The organism is Cellvibrionales bacterium, assembly GCA_016713115.1.
Lineage (GTDB): Bacteria > Pseudomonadota > Gammaproteobacteria > Pseudomonadales > UBA7239 > UBA7239.
Genome location: JADJPU010000001.1, coordinates 1,068,634 through 1,085,956, shown reverse-complemented (window position 1 = coordinate 1,085,956; position 17,323 = coordinate 1,068,634). Strand labels below are relative to the sequence as shown.

The following is a 17,323-nucleotide window of genomic DNA, read 5'->3' as shown; positions in this document are numbered from 1 at the left end:
TAACCTATTTATCTAAACGCCGTACAATGTTTTGCTGATTTTTTATAACAAAATCCAATAACTCGCACACGCCGTCAATCTCTTCCGCTGTGGTTGCTTTTCCATTTGGCAAGCACAGTAAAGCCCCTGTAAGTTTTTCTGACTCTGGCAACAACAAACCGGCATTGGGATAGTAAGAACAATACGGCTCCATGCGATGGCAGCCGGGGTAAAAATAGCGCCGCGCCAGTACGTTTTCTGCTTCCAGTACTTGCACGATATTGTCGCGACTGATGCCGGCACCCTCCGCCACCTTTACAATGATGTAGTGGAAATTGTGTTTGCCGGTTTCATTGTATTCAACGAGTGACAGGCTGGGTATTTCTGCAATACGGCGGCGGTAGTGCTGATAGTTACGACGGTTATGTGCAACGAAACCATCAAATGCCTCCAGCGAGGCCAAGCCCATCGCAGCAGAAATCTCGCTCATCTTGCCGTTGCTGCCAATATGGGTAACTTGGTCTTTACCCACAAACCCAAAGTTAATCATCAAGCGAATCACGCGCGCCACTTCGTCATTGTTGGTAGTAATGCAGCCGCCCTCAAATGTATTGAGTACTTTGGTGGCGTGAAAACTGAATACCTCGGCATCACCAAAGCCGCCAACCATTTTGCCTTTGTGGTCACAGCCAAAAGCGTGCGCCGCATCGTAAAGTATTTTTAGTGTGTGTTTTTTGGCTATTGCTTCTATCGCTTCAACATTGCAAACATTACCCCACACATGCACCGGCATAATGCCCGTAGTGCGTGACGTAATCAGTTGCTCAATTTTTTGCGAATCCATGCAATGCGTTACCGGATCAACATCACAAAATACCGGCGTGATGCCCTGCCATTCCAAACTGTGCGCCGTTGCAATAAACGTAAAACTGGGCACTATCACTTCACCGCGCATGCCGAGTGCGCGAATTGCAATTTGCAGCCCGATGGTGGCATTGCACACGGGAATGGCGTGTTTAACGCCGAGAATTTGGCACAGCGCCGCTTCAAACGCCTGCACTTTGGGGCCGTTGTTAGTGAGCCACGCGCTCTCCCAAATATCGTCCGCGTGCTGCATAAAAACCGCTTTGTCTGGGCGATTGGGGCGGCCGACATGCAACGGCTGCGTAAACCGTGGTTTACCGCCAAAGATATGCAAGTCGTCAACAGACTGTTTTACAGACACAATTATTTATTCCTCAAGTTTTGCTAAATACTGCTCTATGGTTGCTCGCTCTGCGGGCGCTAAGCGTGAAGTTTCAGATATTTTAAAATGGCTTTCACCCGCGTATTGAGGAAGCTCGCAACCCATTACACGCATTTTATCTGCTAACGCTGCGTACACCTCGACTGGCGCTGTGCAAAATGATTCGTAATTCACTCTCAGTACCGATGCTGCTGGAATCTTCGCCAAGCCATCATTTACTGCTTGGCGGGTGAAATATACCTGCCCAGCCACTTGCTCCAACGGCGACAGATTTTTAATCGCGTATATTCCGGCGGCTTAAATGAAAACCACTTGGAAACATCCTTAAAAAAGATTGGCGCGCAAAATATAAAGACTCAGCATTGTCTGCTGGTGTGCGACTCACATCAATAAACAAGCATTTAGAAAACAAGTTATATAGCTCTGGTAAATTCCAGTTAAGTATCATTGCCTTCATAAGCAGCGGCTTATCAAAGGCTTTTTCCATTAACGCCAACTCTTTGACAAAGCCCAGCGTATCGTGCGATCCACCATTAAACGCATGTAAATATTGAATTTCTCCAAAATGAAAGAAGCGTCGCCAAAAATACCAATACTCACTGGGCGCTAGCGCACCGCTGGTATGGCCGTAATTAGAACTAAAATCTCCGGCCGCATTCACTTCTGGAAAAATTTGTTTTTTACTGTCGTATGTGTGAAGCGCTTGCTGAACGCGCACGCCCACATAGGGGTTGGCATAAAAGCGCGCAATCAAGTTACTCGGGTAGGCAAACACGCCCAGCGCCGCCAACCATTGCATCATCAGTGTTGTGCCGCTGCGCGGGCAGCCGACAATAAATACGATAGGGCGCTGAAGCCCTTCAACAGACGGGCGTTCCATCCCTGCCAGCATAGTATTTAGCTCAGTCAGCGCTTCCATCAACTGATCGTTACGCGCAAATTGTTCCGAGCGCCCCTCATCCATTGTTCAACGCCCCAATAATGATTGACGCAATAACATCCATTTGTTTTTCGTCGTAACGTTGATCTACGGGTAGCGGAATAATATTAGCCGCCATTTGATACTCAACACTATCGGGTTGATCCGATAAATCTGTTAGCACATTAGGCCAAAGCTGCGCGCAATAAACCCTATTACGCAGCAACACCGCCCTTACGGATGGCCTGTCACAAAGAAATGGATAGACCATAGGCACACAATCATTATCTATGTCTGTAAAATCTACGTCTGCAAATATTGCGCGGTTATGCTTACTTAATAACGCGTGTAATGCCTTATAGTTTTTTCGCCGTCTATCGGCTACTTCTACATAGTTAATAGCCGACAAAATGCTGCTGGTGAGGCGTGACATTTTACGCATAGGCAGCATGGCAATTGCTTCTTCGTTTTTTTGATACGCAGAAAACCCCGCTTCTGCATCCAAATCCAAGCGCTTCAGCAAATGCGCGCAACGCTCATACGATTGATCCGTCTCCAGGTCGGCTGCAACAAGATCACATCCGCTGACATAAGCACCATCCGGCACACCAAAAAACTTTCGCGCCGAATAGAACGTCGGCACACGATGAGGCGCTAAAGAAAAAAATGCCTGTGTATTGTCCACTATTAAGTTTTTTGTATTTTTTGCTAGGGAATGAACCGCACGACCTTTTAGGCCAAAATAATTGATGTACAACACGGTACTGTCTGTATCGCCATCATCTAATCCAACTGGCTCAAGGCTCTCATCAATCGCATAAAAGCTATGCGGGATTTTTAATTCTAAGACGGGCTGCATAACGGCTTCGCACAAATATTTCGGCAAGAATAGTTTTGTATGGCGCCGCGCCTGCAAAATATATTTCAGCGCATTCCTGCCGCTGTTAAGTGCCAATTTCTCCTCATGGAAGGCACACCCCTCTCTTAGCTCCCACTCAAAATACCCGCCCACCGCAGATTTTTGGGTCGTCGCCATCACAGGCTTATAAGTCTTGTTTAATTTTGTTGATCATGTCGATCTTGTCCTGCATATCGGCCATTGTTTTAAACAGGTGATCCTTGTTTTTTTTCTTGGATAAGAAGATGCGGACTTTTTGGTGCGGCTTGAATAAAAGGTCTTTTTTCTTCTTCCAGTTAGCCGCTGTTTCTGGCTGATACCCAAGCACCTTCATTGGCTCTGCACACACACTTTCAACCACCAGCAAATCCTTGGCGCTCATCTCTTTCAAGTATTTTTTGAGTTATCACTCATGATGGGTTTGGACAAGTTCTCCCAATACTCATTGCGTTTAGACTCCTTATTGTTTTCATCCGTTTGGAAACACTTCTCATCTGCCGACACACCAATAAACTCCAAAACGCGCGTCATCTCTTGCGCTGGATTAGCGATAAGGTTTTCATACTTGAGAAAATGTGCATTGATACCGACTTTGTTCACAAGATCCAAAATTGTGCGCTGCTCTGCATTCCATTTTTTGGCCATTTCATACGGCGTGTGCATATACAGCGGGCGCTTCATCCATGAAACAACATTGTCACGCGGATCACGATAAAGGTAGATGTAGCGAATATCCGTCGCATCCGGCAGGCGCTCCAGCAAAGACACATAGTGAAACATGTAGTTATCTTTACACGCATAATTGTCTTTGCCTTCCAGTTTTGCTCTTTCGCTGTACACAGCATCAAAGGCGGAGGCTAGCGAGTTTACGCCGTATCTTTCACACAATTCCGAGGCGTCCGTTTTTAGATTCCAGTTATGGTAAGAATGGTTGGCTAGCTTAATCATATGCCCCAGCAGCCTTGCTGCATTTTCCTTTTTTTTCAAATCACCATACAGCCCAATAGAATCACTAAAGGCATCCAAAAAATGCGGTGCAACGGGAGCATCAATGTTGGGATGATTACCCAACAGCGTTCTCAAAAGATTGGTTCCAGAACGCTCCGATGCAAGAAGGATAATTTTTTTCATATTTTCTTCGTTCTAAATTCTAAATAAGGGCGTGAGTAGCAATTTTTTTGCGGCACGCTTACGGCTCCAGCGTCTCAATCGCATCATTGACTGCGGTGCGCACATCTTCGTTATCGGTTTTTTCCAATACTTTTTTCAGCGCAGCAATGTCGGTAGCGGAACCGACACCCGACAACACTTCCGCCGCTTTGGCGACCACTTCAGGGTCTTTTTCATCCAGCGCCAATTTGATGGTGGCACCCGCGTCTTCGTAATCGGCCGTGGACAAGCTGTCGAGCATTTCCTGTTTCACTTCGCCCGTTACATCTTCACGCGTAATCAATTTATTCATCAGCGCGATATCGGATTTGGTCGGCTCCATATCAAAAATCATCGAGACCTGATCATCTTTATCTTTCGATAAAAAATATTTGAGCTGCTCGTCGGGTGACATACTGGCCAGCTCTGGCTCATCGCTTTCTGCTGCAGCCGCAACGGGTTGCGCGCCCGATGGCAGTGACGGCACCAAGCCAGCCGGCAGCTGTTGTGCGGCATTTGCTGCTTGCGGTGCTGCAGCGGCGGTGTTGTAGCGCGTAACACTCACGCTGACAGGAAAACTGTCTTGTAAATTCGCGAACTGCATGCTGATGGTGTACGGCACATCGGCCATCGCCATGCTGAGCACTTTGCGCAAACTGCCATCGGCAATATGCAGGGTCACGGTTTGGTTGTTATCGCCTTCTACGGTAATTTTTGCGCCGGTCAATTCCGATAATTTCGCGACGAATGCGGCGCGCGGCATGGTGTCCACATTAATAGACAACAACTCGCCGTTGCGTTGAAACGGATCGGCGGCCTGCTGTTGTGCCGCAGCGCTGGTGTTGGCTTTTGCCGCTGGTGTTTCCTCGTTTTTGCCGCAAGCGGGCAGTAAAGCAATGGCAGCGGCGAGAACAGCTATTTGTGGCAGTGAACGCATAAAAATCTCCTTAAAGGCTAGGTACGGGCGGCGTCACCGTCGATGCCGGTTTCTTGCCAACAAAATTGATTTTGCCGTTGAATTTTTTGGTGGTGTCCGTCGTCAAGTTACCCACCGTGCTTGAAACAGGATTGCTCGCACCGCCGAAGGGGTACAACAAAGTGAATGTCTCTGTGAAGGTAGCGGGCTTGATCGGTGTTTTGGTGTAGGTGATTCTGGCCAGCGGGCTGGCTTGCATCCAGTCTATTGTGCAAGAAGGGTTGGTCGCCAAAGCTTGCAGCGCACTGGCCGTACCGGCGTTGCTCATGTCCACAAAGCTCACGGTGCGCAACTTGCCGCTCACGCTGTTGCTCTGTCCACCCAAATAGAATGTGCTCTGCAACAGAGCAACCAACACATACTCCGACCCTGTTGTGCCTTTTTTGGCAATCAAGCCTTCGCCAATGTTGGCACCACTGGGGTCTTTCACCTGTCCCCACCACGCTTCGCGATAGGATTTGTAGATGGTGCAACTGCCGACTGTTTCTGCAGTGGACGCGCCTTTGTAGTAAGGCTGGCTGCTGTCGATGCCGTAGGAAGCAGCTGCCGCTTGCATAGAGACAAACGCAGCCGTAGTGGCGATAAAGGCAGGAAAGATTTTCACGATGAACCTCAATCAAGCTGAAAAAAACAGAGACGCACTATATGCGATACCGCCCCAAGCTGTCAGCTTACGGCATGGCGCGATTGCCGCTAAATACGATAGAGCCGGAAAAACTGTCGGCACGGCACTGCTGGTTGCTCGGTGGGCCGCTGCACACTTCGGACTCAAAACCTTTGAAATTGGCGCGCAAATTCAAACGGTCTTTGTTGGCGAACATATCCCACTTGATGGTGGCGCGCGAATTGGCGTTGGGCACGATGCTCCAAATGTTACAGCCGGAGAAATCCTGCACAAAGGCCACCAACTCTGCACCCACCATATTGGTGTAGCTGATGTCTTTGCCCAAGCCTGTTGCGCTGTTGTTGCTGTAGCGAATCGGCGCGTAGTCTTCTTCCAACACCAGCAGCTCGCCGCTGGCGGTGATGATGCCCGTGCCTTGTGAGGTGTCGGTGCTGTCAAATACTTCACCAAACCACGCTTTTTTGTAAGTCACGGGCTTGAAGCCACAACTGCCGCTGGCTTTGATAGTCACACTGCCGTAGTAGCCGTCGTTCACATGGTAGGGCGGCGTGGCGGCTTGCGCTGCAACGGCAAACAACAACGCAGAAAAACCGACAGAAATCGTTTGCTTCAACATCGTAAACCTCCGCGAAATGTGTCGCTGCTGTTCATACTAGCACCAGTTTTCTGCGCGCAAACGCGACGCATAAAAAAACCCGCCGCAGCGGGTTTTTAACAACGGCCTTAATTAGGGGATGAGCGCTCTTCCTTTGAAGCTCATACTGCCTTTGAATTGTAGCGACTTGTTGCATTTGACTACATTATTAACACTCGTGCAATGATTGAGATCCGGTTGTATGTCACCAATGAACGACTGTTTCATGGCAATATCCATCGTGCCTTTGGCCAGATCTTGTTTTACTTGGAAAAACGAACTGGGCTGCGTCCACCAACTCATCATTGTGCAACCTGACTGCGCCATTACATAGCCCGCTACATTCGTGGTGTCCATAAAGCTGGCTCTCATTTTTATATCCACTTTTTGTGGTGCGTTATTGTCGATGAAGTATTTCATGTAACTCTGCATACCTCCCGCTCCAAACGCCAAAATAACGGAGCCTGTCGCATCAATCACGCCTGTGCCAACAGAATTATTGCCAGAATCATAAATAGAGCCATATTGCGCACCAGCAAATTTTTTCATGGGTACCTTACAAGTGCCGGAGGAGGCAAAGGTGGCAGTACCGACGACGGGCGTGCCGTTGATATGGTAGGGGGGCGCAGCCAGAGTGGCTGTGGAAAATAGCGTCAGCACAGCAACGGCAAGTGTGTGTTTAATGTTCATGGCAATCTCCTTGCGCAGAATTAAAATGGGTACAGCTGCAAGATTATACCCCCCCCCCCCAAAAAAAAACCATAAAAAACACCCGCCGAGCGGGTTTTTTTGTTTTCCATGACAGCCATCAATGCCCGCTGCCGGTGAGGGATTTCACCATGTCCTCTACCACTTTTTTGGCATCGCCAAAAATCATCATGGTTTTGTCGAGATAGAACAGGTCATTGTCCAGACCAGCATAACCGACCGCCATTGAACGCTTGATCACCATCACGGTGCGTGCGCGGTTGGCTTCCAAAATTGGCATGCCGAAAATCGGTGAAGTTGGATCGGTTTTCGCGGCGGGATTCACCACATCGTTCGCACCGATCACCAACACCACATCCGTGGAGGGGAAGTCGCTGTTGATTTCGTCCATCTCTTTGACATCTTCGTAAGGCACATCCGCTTCTGCCAGCAACACATTCATGTGGCCAGGCATACGGCCGGCAACGGGGTGGATCGCATAGCGCACGGTCACGCCTTTTTCTTTCAGTGCTTCTGCCAATTCTTTTACCGCGTTTTGCGCGCGCGCCTGTGCAAGACCATAGCCAGGAACAATTACCACGCTATCGGCATTACCCATCATGAACGCAGCATCATCAGCAGAACCAGACTTGTAGTTTTTCTCTTTGCCATCAGCAGCAGCGGCACCAGCAGCGGCAGCACCAAAACCGCCAAACAGCACATTAAACAGCGAGCGGTTCATGGCGCGACACATCACATACGACAGAATGGCACCCGACGAACCCACCAAGGAGCCCGCAATAATCAGCATCGCGTTGCCGAGTGTGAAACCAATACCCGCTGCCGCCCAGCCAGAGAATGAGTTGAGCAGCGACACCACCACCGGCATATCACCGCCGCCGATGGGCGCAATCCAGAAATAACCCAACACAATCGCTGTGCCGGTCATCATCCAAAAAGACATCATGTTTTCGGTAACAAAATAATGCACACCGCTGACTAACATCACGATAGCCAGAATAGCTTGCACCACTTTTACCCAACTGCCGTGCAAAGATTTTGCCCATTTTTTTGCTGCCAATTTACCGAAAGCAAAAACAGAGGCGCTAAACGTGATCGCACCAATAAAACAACCAACAAACAATTCAAAGCGCGACAACATGGAATGCGATTCACCGTGATGCAGCACAGCCGCCACAGCAATCAACACCGCTGCCAAACCGACCAGCGAGTGCATCATCGCTACCGTTTCTGGCATTTGTGTCATTGGCACGGTGCGCGCACGAAAAATGCCAATCGCTGCACCACCAATCATCGCCGCTACAATCAAACCAATATTGGGATTGGGCGCGATAAAAAATGTCGCGAGCACGGCCAGTGCCATGCCGATCATGCCGTAGCGATTGCCCATGATGGCAGAAGCCGGCGATGACAAACCGCGCAGTGTCAAAATAAATAAAACGGCGCCGATCAAATAAGCCCAGCTAGCGTATTGAGCAATGTTTTCCATGATGACAGCCTCTTATTTCTTTTTCTTGCGGAACATGTCCAGCATTCTTTCCGTGACTGCAAAGCCACCGAAAATATTGATGCTGGCAAAAAATACGGCGAGTGCGCCGAGTACGCTGGTAGGCGTGATGGCTTGCAAACTGCCATCTGCTGCTGGGATATAAACCGCTTGCAACATAGCGCCGACCACGATGATGCCGGACAGCGCATTGGTTACTGCCATCAGCGGCGTGTGCAGCGCGGGCGTGACACCCCACACAACATAGTAGCCGACAAAAATTGCCAGCACGAAAATGGTGATGATTTCCATGATGTATTTCTCCGCGCGAAAATTAGTTTGGTTTTTTGTAAATGACTTGGCCGCCATCGACAATAATCGTCGGCTTCACCATTTCATCTTCACGATTCAGCTTCAGCGTTTTGCTTTCTTTGTCGTGCATCGGCTCTAAAAAATTCACCATGTTGCGCGCATACAAAGCAGAAGTTTCTGCCGCGACAAGCGCAGGAATATTGGTTTCGCCAATAATTTTTACGCCGTTGTTTGTCGTTACGGTTTTGCCCGCTTCCGAGCCTTCAACATTGCCGCCGGTAGACGCTGCCATATCCACTAACACGGAGCCGGGTTTCATTTTCGCCACAGTGTCAGCTTTTACTAACACGGGCGCTTTGCGGCCGGGAATTTGTGCGGTAGTGATCACGATATCGGCATTGCTCACTGCTTTATCCACGATCACTGCTTGATCGCGCACATACTCGGGCGAAGGTACCCACGCGTAACCGCCGGTGCCGAGTGCTTTGGCTTTTTCTTCATCGCTCATCGGCACATCCAGCCATTTACCGCCCAACGATTCCACTTGCTCTTTTGCAGCAGGACGCATATCCGAGGCTTCCACCACCGCACCCAAACGCTTGGCGGTCGCAATCGCTTGCAAACCGGCAACACCCACACCGAGCACCACCACGCGCGCGGGTTTTACCGTGCCAGCGGCGGTCATCAACATTGGGAACATGCGCTGGTATTCGTTCGCTGCCATCAACACCGCTTTGTAACCGGCGACATTCGCTTGCGAAGAGAGAATGTCAGAACTCTGCGCGCGCGTGATACGCGGAATCAATTCCATCGCCACACAAGTCAGCCCTTTGGCTGCGTAAGTGTCGAGGTTATCGTTAGCGTGCGGCGCAAAAGCGGCCAACACAATCGCGCCCGATTTCATCAAGTCCGCTTCATCCGCCGTCGGCGCAATCACTTTTAAAACAATGTCGGCATCTTTCAGCGCATCCGCAGCAGAGGAGGCAACGCTCGCGCCCGCAGCGGTGTACTGCGCATCTGGGCAGCTCGATGCAACACCTGCACCGCTCTGCACCACCACCTCGTAGCCGAGGCCGGTAAATTTCTTGGCCGTTTCCGGCGTGAGTGCAACGCGATTTTCACCGGCTGCAGTTTCTTTGATAACGCCAATCCGCATAGGGCTCTCCCTGTATGCTGCTGCTGAAAGGCGGCGAGGATACACAAAAAGCCCTGATAGCTCCAACAGGAAAACCGAAAACGCCTGCGCTAGTTGCTTGATTCGCAAACTATTTTTGTAGTTTTTTTACAGTATGATGACCGACAAATCCCAACCCTTCGCAGCTGCCCATGACCATGCACTATCAGCAAATTCACTACAGCGTCGATGAACACATCGCCACCATTACCCTGAATCGCCCCGAAGTGCTCAACGCCTACACGCCCGACATGGGCGACGAGATCGTCGCAGCCTTCCGCACGGCCGAAAAAGACGACAGTGTGCGCGCGGTGATTCTGACCGGCGCGGGCGAGCGCGGTTTCTGCGCGGGCGCGGATCGCGTGTATCTACAAAACCCCCTGCCAGCAGGTACGCGGTTGATTGGTGAAGAAGCCTTGATTCGCTCCTACCCGCTGGAGCTGGCGAACTTTCCCAAGCCGACCATCGCCGCGCTCAACGGTCACGCCATCGGCATCGGCATGACCATGATCCTGCCGCTGGACATGCGCGTAGCGGCAGATCACGCCAAACTGTCTCTCAACTTCACCAAGCTGGGCATAATGCCTGGGTTAGGAAGCACTCACTTGCTACCCAAGATCGTCGGCATGGCCAAGGCACAAGAGCTGCTGATGACCGCCCGCACCGTCACTGCCCGCGAAGCGGCCGACATGGGCTTGGTGAACTATGTGGTGCCTGCGGATAAGTTGATGACCAAGGCGCGCGAGCTGGCCTTGCAGTGCGCCGAGTGCAGCGCTGTCACGCAGAAGTACGCCAAGCGCGCCCTGCACTACGGCGCTTCGGTGTCACTGGAAGAGGCTTTTGCCCACGAGCAGCGCGCGGTGGAGTTGCTGCGTGAAGAACAGCAGCGCGGTTAAACCCTGCGCTGTGCTCGCCGTTTCACTTTTGTGCGACCAACCACACGCCCTGCCAATCCGCCGACGGCGGTTGACTGGCAAACTGGTTCAGCCGCTCCAGCATGACGGCCGACGGCTCGTCCAGTGAATTGATTTGTAAGCAGGTCTGGAACTGTTCGCGCGCTGCCGACCAGTCTGCCGCGCGATAGGCCGCCAACCCCTGTGCATAGTGCTGCAACAGGCGAATGCTGGTATCCGGCAGCGTCCCTTTGCGCCCGACCAAAGTGAATACTTTTTTCGCCTCGGTCTTGCCAGAAACCACAACGGTGTCCACTTCGCGCAGTACAAACAACTCACCGGCCATCACCGCCGCCTCTTCCGTCAATAACAATGAGGTGCCGTACAGCTTGTTGACACCTTCCAGCCGTGATGCCAAGTTCACTGTATCGCCGATGACGGTGAAATTTTTCGTGCGGTCGGAACCGATATTGCCGACTATCGCCTCGCCCGTCGCGATACCAGCGCGCACACCGATCTGCGGCAAGTTAGTGCGAAAACCCAGCAACTGCGGTAATTCATTTTGCAACTGCTGCGTTTTTTCGCGCATGGTCAACATGGCGCCCAGCGCCCGCTGCACCTGCTCGTGCTCCGCGTTGAACGGCCGCCCCCAATAGGCCATAACGGCATCGCCAATAAACTTATCGATCACGCCGCCATTTTCATGGATCGCCTCAGAAATCAGCGTGAAATAGCGGTTGAGCAACTTGACCAGTGCCGCCGGTGTCAGCGTCTCGCTCAGGCGCGTGAAGTCCTGCATGTCACAGAACAGCACAGTCATGATCTGGCGCTCGCCCTCACTGCTCATCAGCTGCGGCTTTTCGATCAAATCTTCGACAATGCGCGGATCAACATACTTACCAAAAATATCCCGCACACGGTTACCCACGCGCAAACCTTCGGTCATAGTGTTGAAGCTGTGTGTGAGATGGCCTATCTCGTCGCTGGTGGTCACCGGCAGAGCCACATCCAACTGGCCGTTGATAACCGATTGCGTGCCCTGCAACAGCACACGCACTTGGCGCACTAAGCTATGGGTGATCCAAGCGGCCACCGCCAGTGCCAACAGCGAGGCAAGCAACACAGCTATAACACTGATACGCGTGGCGCTCTGCTGCAATTGAATCGCATTGTCTGCCGCGTTGCGGGTGGCCTCCAGCATCAACTGACGCGTCTCCCCCATATGGGTGTTGAAATCCCTGCGCCAATCACCAAGCTCCGGCAGCGCCTGCTGCAACTCTGCAACATCATTGCTAAAAACTTGTTTTTGCAGCCTTGCAATATCTTCTTCGTAGCGCCGCTGCTGCTCCTGCGCCAGCGCCAACTTCTCGTCGATGCGGGCTAGGGTTGTGGCATCAGCAAAAACATCTTGCCGCGTATCCACCAGATTGAGTTCTGTACGAATATTAGCAACAGTTTCGTCGAATAGGCGGCCATTCAGCACAATGTCGTCCGCTGTGGTCTGAGCGATAGCATCGTCGTGCAGCAAAATTTTTGCGATGACCAACCGGCGCAGGTACAGCGCCTGCTCCATCGAGCGCACATTGGCATCTGCCATGCCGCCATAAGCCGCAATGTAGCGGTCAGCTACCTGCTCCAGCGCGTGACTGACTTGTGCCTGCACGCGCAAATTCATAACCGTGATGCCCACCATCAGGAACACGATCAGGCTCGCCACCGAAAATATTTTCAGGCCGATAGAATTCCTGATGAAACCCATGCCGCTACACTCCTGTGCCATTTGCACCAACATTGTAGACCGGCATCGATCGATTACGGCACCGCTCCTTTAAACTGTGCACCTTACGGCTACAATTCCACCGCACTCCCACGAGCAACGCGCAGTGGAGCTGCTGCGTGCGGAGCAAAACCACGGAGATATCTAACGCATGTACTCTGCATTCTTTTTAGTCTTATTTCTTGTCTTTACTTGGCTGATCGTTGATGGCTTAAAGCAAGGCGAAATTAAAGCTCAAGGTTGGTGGGGGCGCATCCGCCTCTATTCACGCGACAATGCGCCTGTCATGTATTGGCTGACCTTCGCGATATACGCTGTCTGCGCCGTGGTGACATTTGGGTTAGGCATCGTTTTGACCTTCAAATAACGGCTACAATTTCACCCCTTGTTTTTCCCGCCCTGAGATCGCTCATGCAAGACGTTTCCCTCGACGATAAGTACCCCCTCGAATCTGGCCGCATCTTCATCACTGGCTCGCAAGCCTTGGTGCGCCTACCCATCATGCAGCGTCTGCGCGATGAGAAAGCGGGCTTGAACACGGCCGGTTTTATTTCCGGTTATCGCGGCAGTCCGCTGGGCATTTACGATTTGCAATTGTGGAACGCAAAAAAACATTTGGAAGCGCATCACATCCATTTTGAGCCAGGTGTGAACGAAGATTTGGCCGCCACTTCCGTGTGGGGCTCACAGCAAGTGAACTTGATCGACGGCGCGAAATACGACGGTGTTTTCGGCATTTGGTACGGCAAAGGGCCGGGCGTGGATCGCTCAGGCGATGCCATCAAACACGGCTCCTACTCCGGCTCTTCACAACACGGCGGCGTGTTGTGTTTGGCGGGCGACGATCACGGCGCGAAATCTTCTACGATTGCGCATCAATCCGAACACGCTTTTTTACATTTTTCTATGCCGGTATTGAATCCCGCCACCGTGCAGGATTATTTGGATTTTGGTTTGTACGGCTTTGCCATGTCGCGCTATTCCGGCTGCTGGATTGGTTTTATTTGCGTGACGGATACGGTGGAATCCTCTGCATCAATTTATGTAGACCCACACCGTGTAGAAATTAAAATTCCTGAAGATTTTACAGTTGAACCCGGCTCACTGAGCAGCGCGTTTGGCGTGATGCCACTGATGGCAGAGAAGCGTCAGTTTCAACAACGCCTACTCGCGGCACAGGCATTTGCGCGCGCCAATCAACTCGACAAAGTGGTGATGGGCGGCAAGAACAAAAAAATCGGCATTGTCACCACCGGTAAATCGTATCTTGATGTGCGCGATGCGCTGGAAGAACTGGGTGTGGACGAAGCGCGCGCCGAACAACTCGGCATTGCCATTTACAAAGTGGCGATGACTTGGCCGATGGAGCCGGAAGGCTTGCGCGCCTTCGCGGATGGCTGCGACGAGCTGCTAGTGATCGAAGAAAAACGCGCGTTCATGGAAGATCAAATCGCTAAAATTTTGTTCAATTTGCCCGCAGAAAAGCGTCCGGTTTTGGTGGGCAAGTTTGATGAAGTCGGCACACCACTAGTACCTTCCGAAGGCGAATTGGATGCGGCCACCGTGGCGCGCATTATTGGCGATCGTTTACTAAAACGCGTCGCCGACGAACAAATCGAAACCTATTTGAAACCCAATGCTTGTGGTGTGATTGCAGCGAGTGGCGCGACCAATTTGATGCGTATGCCGAGCTTCTGTTCTGGCTGCCCGCACAACACCTCAACCAATGTGCCAGAAGGTTCGATTGCGATGGGCGGCATCGGCTGTCACGGCATGGCAGTGTGGTTGCCAGAGCGCAAAACCAAATCGCTGTTCCAGATGGGCGGCGAAGGCGCGCCATGGATTGGCCAAGCGCCGTTCACCAACACCAATCACATTTTCCAAAACCTGGGCGATGGCACTTATTTCCACTCCGGTTTGCTCGCGATTCGCGCCACTGTTGCGGCGAAAGTGAATATCACTTTCAAAATTTTGTTGAATGGCGCAATTGCTATGACGGGCGGCCAGCCGATCGAAGGCTCGCATCTGGAAGGCGAAATCACCGCGCCAGAAGTGGCGCACCAAGTGACTTCGGAAGGTGCGAAAAAAGTGGTGCTGGTGTCTGACGATATTGAAAAACACGACCGCAGCAAATTTCCACCGCACACCGAGTTTTATCACCGCGACGATCTCGATGCCGTACAGCGCGAATTGCGTGAAATCGCTGGCACCACCGTCATTATTTACGATCAAACCTGCGCGACCGAAAAACGCCGCCTACGCAAACGCGGAAAATTCCCCGATCCCGATAAAAGAATTTTCATCAACGAATTGGTGTGCGAAGGTTGCGGCGACTGCTCCGTGCAATCCAACTGTATCGCCATCGAACCGATTGAAACTGATTTCGGTCGCAAACGCCGTATCAATCAATCATCGTGCAACAAGGATTACTCCTGCCCGAAAGGTATGTGCCCAAGCTTTGTCACCGTGCATCGCGGCAAACCGCGCAAAATGAAAAAAGGCGCAGCCACCGCGCAATTGGAAGCGGATTTGTTTGCACACATTCCGCAACCGACACTGCCGAGTTTGACGCAGCCTGCTAACATTTTGATCACTGGCATCGGCGGCACGGGAGTCGTCACCATCGGCGCACTACTCGGCATGGCTTCGCATCTGGAAGGCAAAGGCGTGTCTTGCTTGGATGTGGTCGGCCTGTCGCAGAAAAACGGCCCTGTCACCAGCCACATTCGTATCGGCAAAACACCAGAAGATTTGCACGCAGTGCGTATTGCGACACAGCGCGCAGATTTGATTCTGGGTTGCGACATCGTCGTCACCGCTGGTATGGAAGCGGTTTCCAAAATTCAGAAAGGTCGTACCAATCTGGTGGTCAACAGTTTTGTTGCGCCGACCAGTGAGTTTGCTTCCAATCCGAACTTGGATTTATCCAGCTCCACGATGGAAAAAGCGTTGCAAAACAACGCGGGAACTGAACACACTTTCGTGATTCCCGCTGCGCAACTCGCCACCGCTTTGTTTGGCGATGCGATTGCCTCCAACTTGTTCCAAGTCGGTTTTGCATGGCAGAAGGGTTTCATCCCGCTGTCGCTGGACTCCATCATGCACGCTATCGAAATGAACGGTGTGTCGGTGGAAATGAACAAGCGCACCTTCCAATGGGGACGCATGGCGGCACACGACATGAATAAAGTGTTGGAGGCCGCGCGTCCACAAATGATGGGCGAACTGGAAGTGAAGCCCAAAACTCTGCCAGAATTGATCGCGCATCGCATGACACATCTCTCCGGTTACCAAAACGCTGCGCTGGCAGAAAAATACAAAGCACTAGTAGAAAAAGTTGCGGCGGTAGAAAAACAAAAATTCGGCAGCGAAGAATTGTCCAGAGCTGTTGCCACTTACTACTCGAAATTACTGTCTTACAAAGACGAGTACGAAGTGGCGCGTTTGTACACCAGTGGCGAGTTCCGCAAAAACTTAGAGAAACAATTCGAGGGCGACTTTGAATTGGAAGTCCATCTCGCACCGCCGCTGTTGTCGCGCCGCGACCCGCTCACCGGCCGTTACAAAAAATCCACCTTCAATGAAGGCATGTTCAAAGCGTTTGAGGTACTGGCGAAATTTAAATTCTTGCGCGGCACGGCTTTCGATATTTTTGGCTACTTCCCGCACCGCAAAATGGAACGCGAGTTGATTACGCATTACGAACAGTTAATCAATGATGTATTGCTGCCCAACTTGAATGCGGACAATTTTGCTACGGCGGTGAAAATCGCCAAGTTGCCGGAAGAAATTCGCGGCTATGATGTGGTGAAAGACGCGCACATCGAGCGCGTGCGTGTGAAAGAGCAACAGCTGTTGGCGGAGTTTAACAACCCAGTGCAACCGCAAGTGGTGCAGTTCGCGCAAGCCGGTTGATCCATAGCCGAACGGCTTTGCCCTTAACGCCCTGCAAAGCAGGGCGTTTTACTTTCTGGCTTTTATTCGTTCTGCAGCTCGGAGAAAACGATGTCGCTCACTTTCCACGACAAGCCGTCTCTGCGCAACACTACACGCACACCCTTTTTTTGATCTTCCACTTCAAAACGGCTAGCGGTTTTATAGCCTAGCGTCACATCGGCCAAGGGTTTTTCTTCTGTAGCTGATTCGCCAGTCGGCGGCACATTGTTTGCTGCGCCTGCCGTTTCTTGCTGTATTTTTTTCACACCCTTCATGCTGGGTTTTTTACCAGATAACAACTGCCCTATCCCTGCCGGTGTTACATAGGCTTCCAGCATTTTGTCGACCAGAGGGCCGGCCAACATCATGCCCAGTGCCGCAAACGGGTTATCTTTCATTTCGTCACTTTGTATTTTTCCCATCAAGGCGGCGTTGAGCTGGTCTTTCAAACTCAGGCGCACACTGGGAAAGTCGATGTGTTCCGACAGGGCTACGCTATCGCGCGCTTTAACTGCCTGCCGAATTTGATGCACCGTGATATACGGCAGCGCAAACACATACGCCGCCACTAAAAAAATAGCCGCTCCTGCTAATGTTTTTTTCATGGTTTT

At 51.4% G+C, this 17,323-nt stretch carries 18 protein-coding genes; 3 read left to right on the top strand and 15 right to left on the bottom strand.

All coding sequences use genetic code 11. The features are described 5' to 3' along the window. Window positions 1–4 precede the first annotated feature (4 nt). The 13 genes from IPK30_05210 to IPK30_05150 form a co-directional block, all read right to left on the bottom strand. The gene (locus IPK30_05210; GenBank protein ID MBK8102681.1) at window positions 5–1,204 is read right to left on the bottom strand and encodes a DegT/DnrJ/EryC1/StrS family aminotransferase; all 1,200 of its coding nucleotides are present in this window, start codon (window positions 1,202–1,204) and stop codon (window positions 5–7) included. Between the two features lie 6 nt (window positions 1,205–1,210). Continuing rightward, complete coding sequence (locus tag IPK30_05205; protein MBK8102680.1) at window positions 1,211–1,486, bottom strand: hypothetical protein; 276 nt, start codon at window positions 1,484–1,486, stop codon at window positions 1,211–1,213. Window positions 1,487–1,499: 13 nt separating this feature from the next. Then, window positions 1,500–2,189 (bottom strand): sulfotransferase, encoded by a 690-nt coding sequence (locus IPK30_05200; GenBank protein MBK8102679.1) that lies wholly within the window; start codon window positions 2,187–2,189, stop codon window positions 1,500–1,502. Next, the gene (locus IPK30_05195; GenBank protein ID MBK8102678.1) at window positions 2,182–3,180 is read right to left on the bottom strand and encodes a hypothetical protein; all 999 of its coding nucleotides are present in this window, start codon (window positions 3,178–3,180) and stop codon (window positions 2,182–2,184) included. The genes IPK30_05200 and IPK30_05195 overlap by 8 nt, the downstream gene beginning before the upstream one ends. Window positions 3,181–3,187: 7 nt before the next feature. Next, on the bottom strand, window positions 3,188–3,424 hold the full coding sequence (locus IPK30_05190) for a hypothetical protein (GenBank protein ID MBK8102677.1): 237 nt from the start codon (window positions 3,422–3,424) through the stop codon (window positions 3,188–3,190). A 5-nt stretch (window positions 3,425–3,429) separates the two neighbouring features. Beyond that, a complete protein-coding gene (locus tag IPK30_05185; protein MBK8102676.1) occupies window positions 3,430–4,173 on the bottom strand; it encodes a sulfotransferase in 744 nt (247 codons plus the stop codon). Between the two features lie 58 nt (window positions 4,174–4,231). Beyond that, window positions 4,232–5,128, bottom strand: coding sequence for a HEAT repeat domain-containing protein (locus IPK30_05180; GenBank protein ID MBK8102675.1), 897 nt, complete (start codon window positions 5,126–5,128; stop codon window positions 4,232–4,234). Window positions 5,129–5,138: 10 nt separating this feature from the next. Further along, window positions 5,139–5,771 (bottom strand): hypothetical protein, encoded by a 633-nt coding sequence (locus IPK30_05175; GenBank protein MBK8102674.1) that lies wholly within the window; start codon window positions 5,769–5,771, stop codon window positions 5,139–5,141. A gap of 67 nt (window positions 5,772–5,838) precedes the next feature. Then, window positions 5,839–6,408 (bottom strand): hypothetical protein, encoded by a 570-nt coding sequence (locus IPK30_05170; GenBank protein ID MBK8102673.1) that lies wholly within the window; start codon window positions 6,406–6,408, stop codon window positions 5,839–5,841. A gap of 111 nt (window positions 6,409–6,519) precedes the next feature. Continuing rightward, window positions 6,520–7,116 carry a hypothetical protein gene (locus IPK30_05165; GenBank protein ID MBK8102672.1) on the bottom strand — a complete coding sequence of 199 codons (597 nt, stop codon included), beginning with the start codon at window positions 7,114–7,116 and terminating at the stop codon, window positions 6,520–6,522. 118 nt (window positions 7,117–7,234) lie between these two features. Continuing rightward, a complete protein-coding gene (locus IPK30_05160; GenBank protein MBK8102671.1) occupies window positions 7,235–8,623 on the bottom strand; it encodes an NAD(P)(+) transhydrogenase (Re/Si-specific) subunit beta in 1,389 nt (462 codons plus the stop codon). Window positions 8,624–8,635: 12 nt separating this feature from the next. Further along, window positions 8,636–8,935 carry an NAD(P) transhydrogenase subunit alpha gene (locus IPK30_05155; GenBank protein MBK8102670.1) on the bottom strand — a complete coding sequence of 100 codons (300 nt, stop codon included), beginning with the start codon at window positions 8,933–8,935 and terminating at the stop codon, window positions 8,636–8,638. A 19-nt stretch (window positions 8,936–8,954) separates the two neighbouring features. Further along, complete coding sequence (locus IPK30_05150; GenBank protein MBK8102669.1) at window positions 8,955–10,088, bottom strand: Re/Si-specific NAD(P)(+) transhydrogenase subunit alpha; 1,134 nt, start codon at window positions 10,086–10,088, stop codon at window positions 8,955–8,957. A 170-nt stretch (window positions 10,089–10,258) separates the two neighbouring features. Between IPK30_05150 and IPK30_05145 the strand changes: the two genes are divergently transcribed. After that, window positions 10,259–11,002, top strand: coding sequence for an enoyl-CoA hydratase/isomerase family protein (locus tag IPK30_05145; GenBank protein MBK8102668.1), 744 nt, complete (start codon window positions 10,259–10,261; stop codon window positions 11,000–11,002). 22 nt (window positions 11,003–11,024) lie between these two features. On the opposite strand, the gene IPK30_05140 is transcribed toward IPK30_05145, so the two are convergent. Further along, entirely contained in the window at window positions 11,025–12,758 is a 1,734-nt protein-coding gene (locus IPK30_05140) for an adenylate/guanylate cyclase domain-containing protein (GenBank protein ID MBK8102667.1), read from the bottom strand. Window positions 12,759–12,927: 169 nt separating this feature from the next. Here IPK30_05140 and IPK30_05135 point away from each other — a divergent pair, with 169 nt between their 5' ends. Both IPK30_05135 and IPK30_05130 read left to right on the top strand, forming a co-directional pair. After that, window positions 12,928–13,143 (top strand): hypothetical protein, encoded by a 216-nt coding sequence (locus IPK30_05135; protein MBK8102666.1) that lies wholly within the window; start codon window positions 12,928–12,930, stop codon window positions 13,141–13,143. 44 nt (window positions 13,144–13,187) lie between these two features. Then, on the top strand, window positions 13,188–16,691 hold the full coding sequence (locus IPK30_05130; protein MBK8102665.1) for an indolepyruvate ferredoxin oxidoreductase family protein: 3,504 nt from the start codon (window positions 13,188–13,190) through the stop codon (window positions 16,689–16,691). Between the two features lie 62 nt (window positions 16,692–16,753). Here the strand turns inward: IPK30_05130 and IPK30_05125 are convergent, their stop codons facing one another. Beyond that, on the bottom strand, window positions 16,754–17,317 hold the full coding sequence (locus IPK30_05125) for a DUF2939 domain-containing protein (GenBank protein MBK8102664.1): 564 nt from the start codon (window positions 17,315–17,317) through the stop codon (window positions 16,754–16,756). Between the last annotated feature and the right edge of the window lie 6 nt (window positions 17,318–17,323).

Excerpts from the sequence above, each read along its gene's own strand:
- IPK30_05195 (MBK8102678.1), bottom strand. The coding sequence starts at position 3,180 with ATGGCGACGACCCAAAAATCTGCGGTGGGCGGGTATTTTGAGTGGGAG.
- IPK30_05160 (MBK8102671.1), bottom strand. The coding sequence starts at position 8,623 with ATGGAAAACATTGCTCAATACGCTAGCTGGGCTTATTTGATCGGCGCC.
- IPK30_05130 (MBK8102665.1), top strand. The coding sequence starts at position 13,188 with ATGCAAGACGTTTCCCTCGACGATAAGTACCCCCTCGAATCTGGCCGC.
- IPK30_05190 (MBK8102677.1), bottom strand. The coding sequence starts at position 3,424 with ATGAGCGCCAAGGATTTGCTGGTGGTTGAAAGTGTGTGTGCAGAGCCA.
- IPK30_05185 (MBK8102676.1), bottom strand. The coding sequence starts at position 4,173 with ATGAAAAAAATTATCCTTCTTGCATCGGAGCGTTCTGGAACCAATCTT.
- IPK30_05180 (MBK8102675.1), bottom strand. The coding sequence starts at position 5,128 with ATGCGTTCACTGCCACAAATAGCTGTTCTCGCCGCTGCCATTGCTTTA.
- IPK30_05140 (MBK8102667.1), bottom strand. The coding sequence starts at position 12,758 with ATGGGTTTCATCAGGAATTCTATCGGCCTGAAAATATTTTCGGTGGCG.
- IPK30_05165 (MBK8102672.1), bottom strand. The coding sequence starts at position 7,116 with ATGAACATTAAACACACACTTGCCGTTGCTGTGCTGACGCTATTTTCC.
- IPK30_05125 (MBK8102664.1), bottom strand. The coding sequence starts at position 17,317 with ATGAAAAAAACATTAGCAGGAGCGGCTATTTTTTTAGTGGCGGCGTAT.
- IPK30_05135 (MBK8102666.1), top strand. The coding sequence starts at position 12,928 with ATGTACTCTGCATTCTTTTTAGTCTTATTTCTTGTCTTTACTTGGCTG.
- IPK30_05200 (MBK8102679.1), bottom strand. The coding sequence starts at position 2,189 with ATGGATGAGGGGCGCTCGGAACAATTTGCGCGTAACGATCAGTTGATG.
- IPK30_05150 (MBK8102669.1), bottom strand. The coding sequence starts at position 10,088 with ATGCGGATTGGCGTTATCAAAGAAACTGCAGCCGGTGAAAATCGCGTT.
- IPK30_05145 (MBK8102668.1), top strand. The coding sequence starts at position 10,259 with ATGACCATGCACTATCAGCAAATTCACTACAGCGTCGATGAACACATC.
- IPK30_05170 (MBK8102673.1), bottom strand. The coding sequence starts at position 6,408 with ATGTTGAAGCAAACGATTTCTGTCGGTTTTTCTGCGTTGTTGTTTGCC.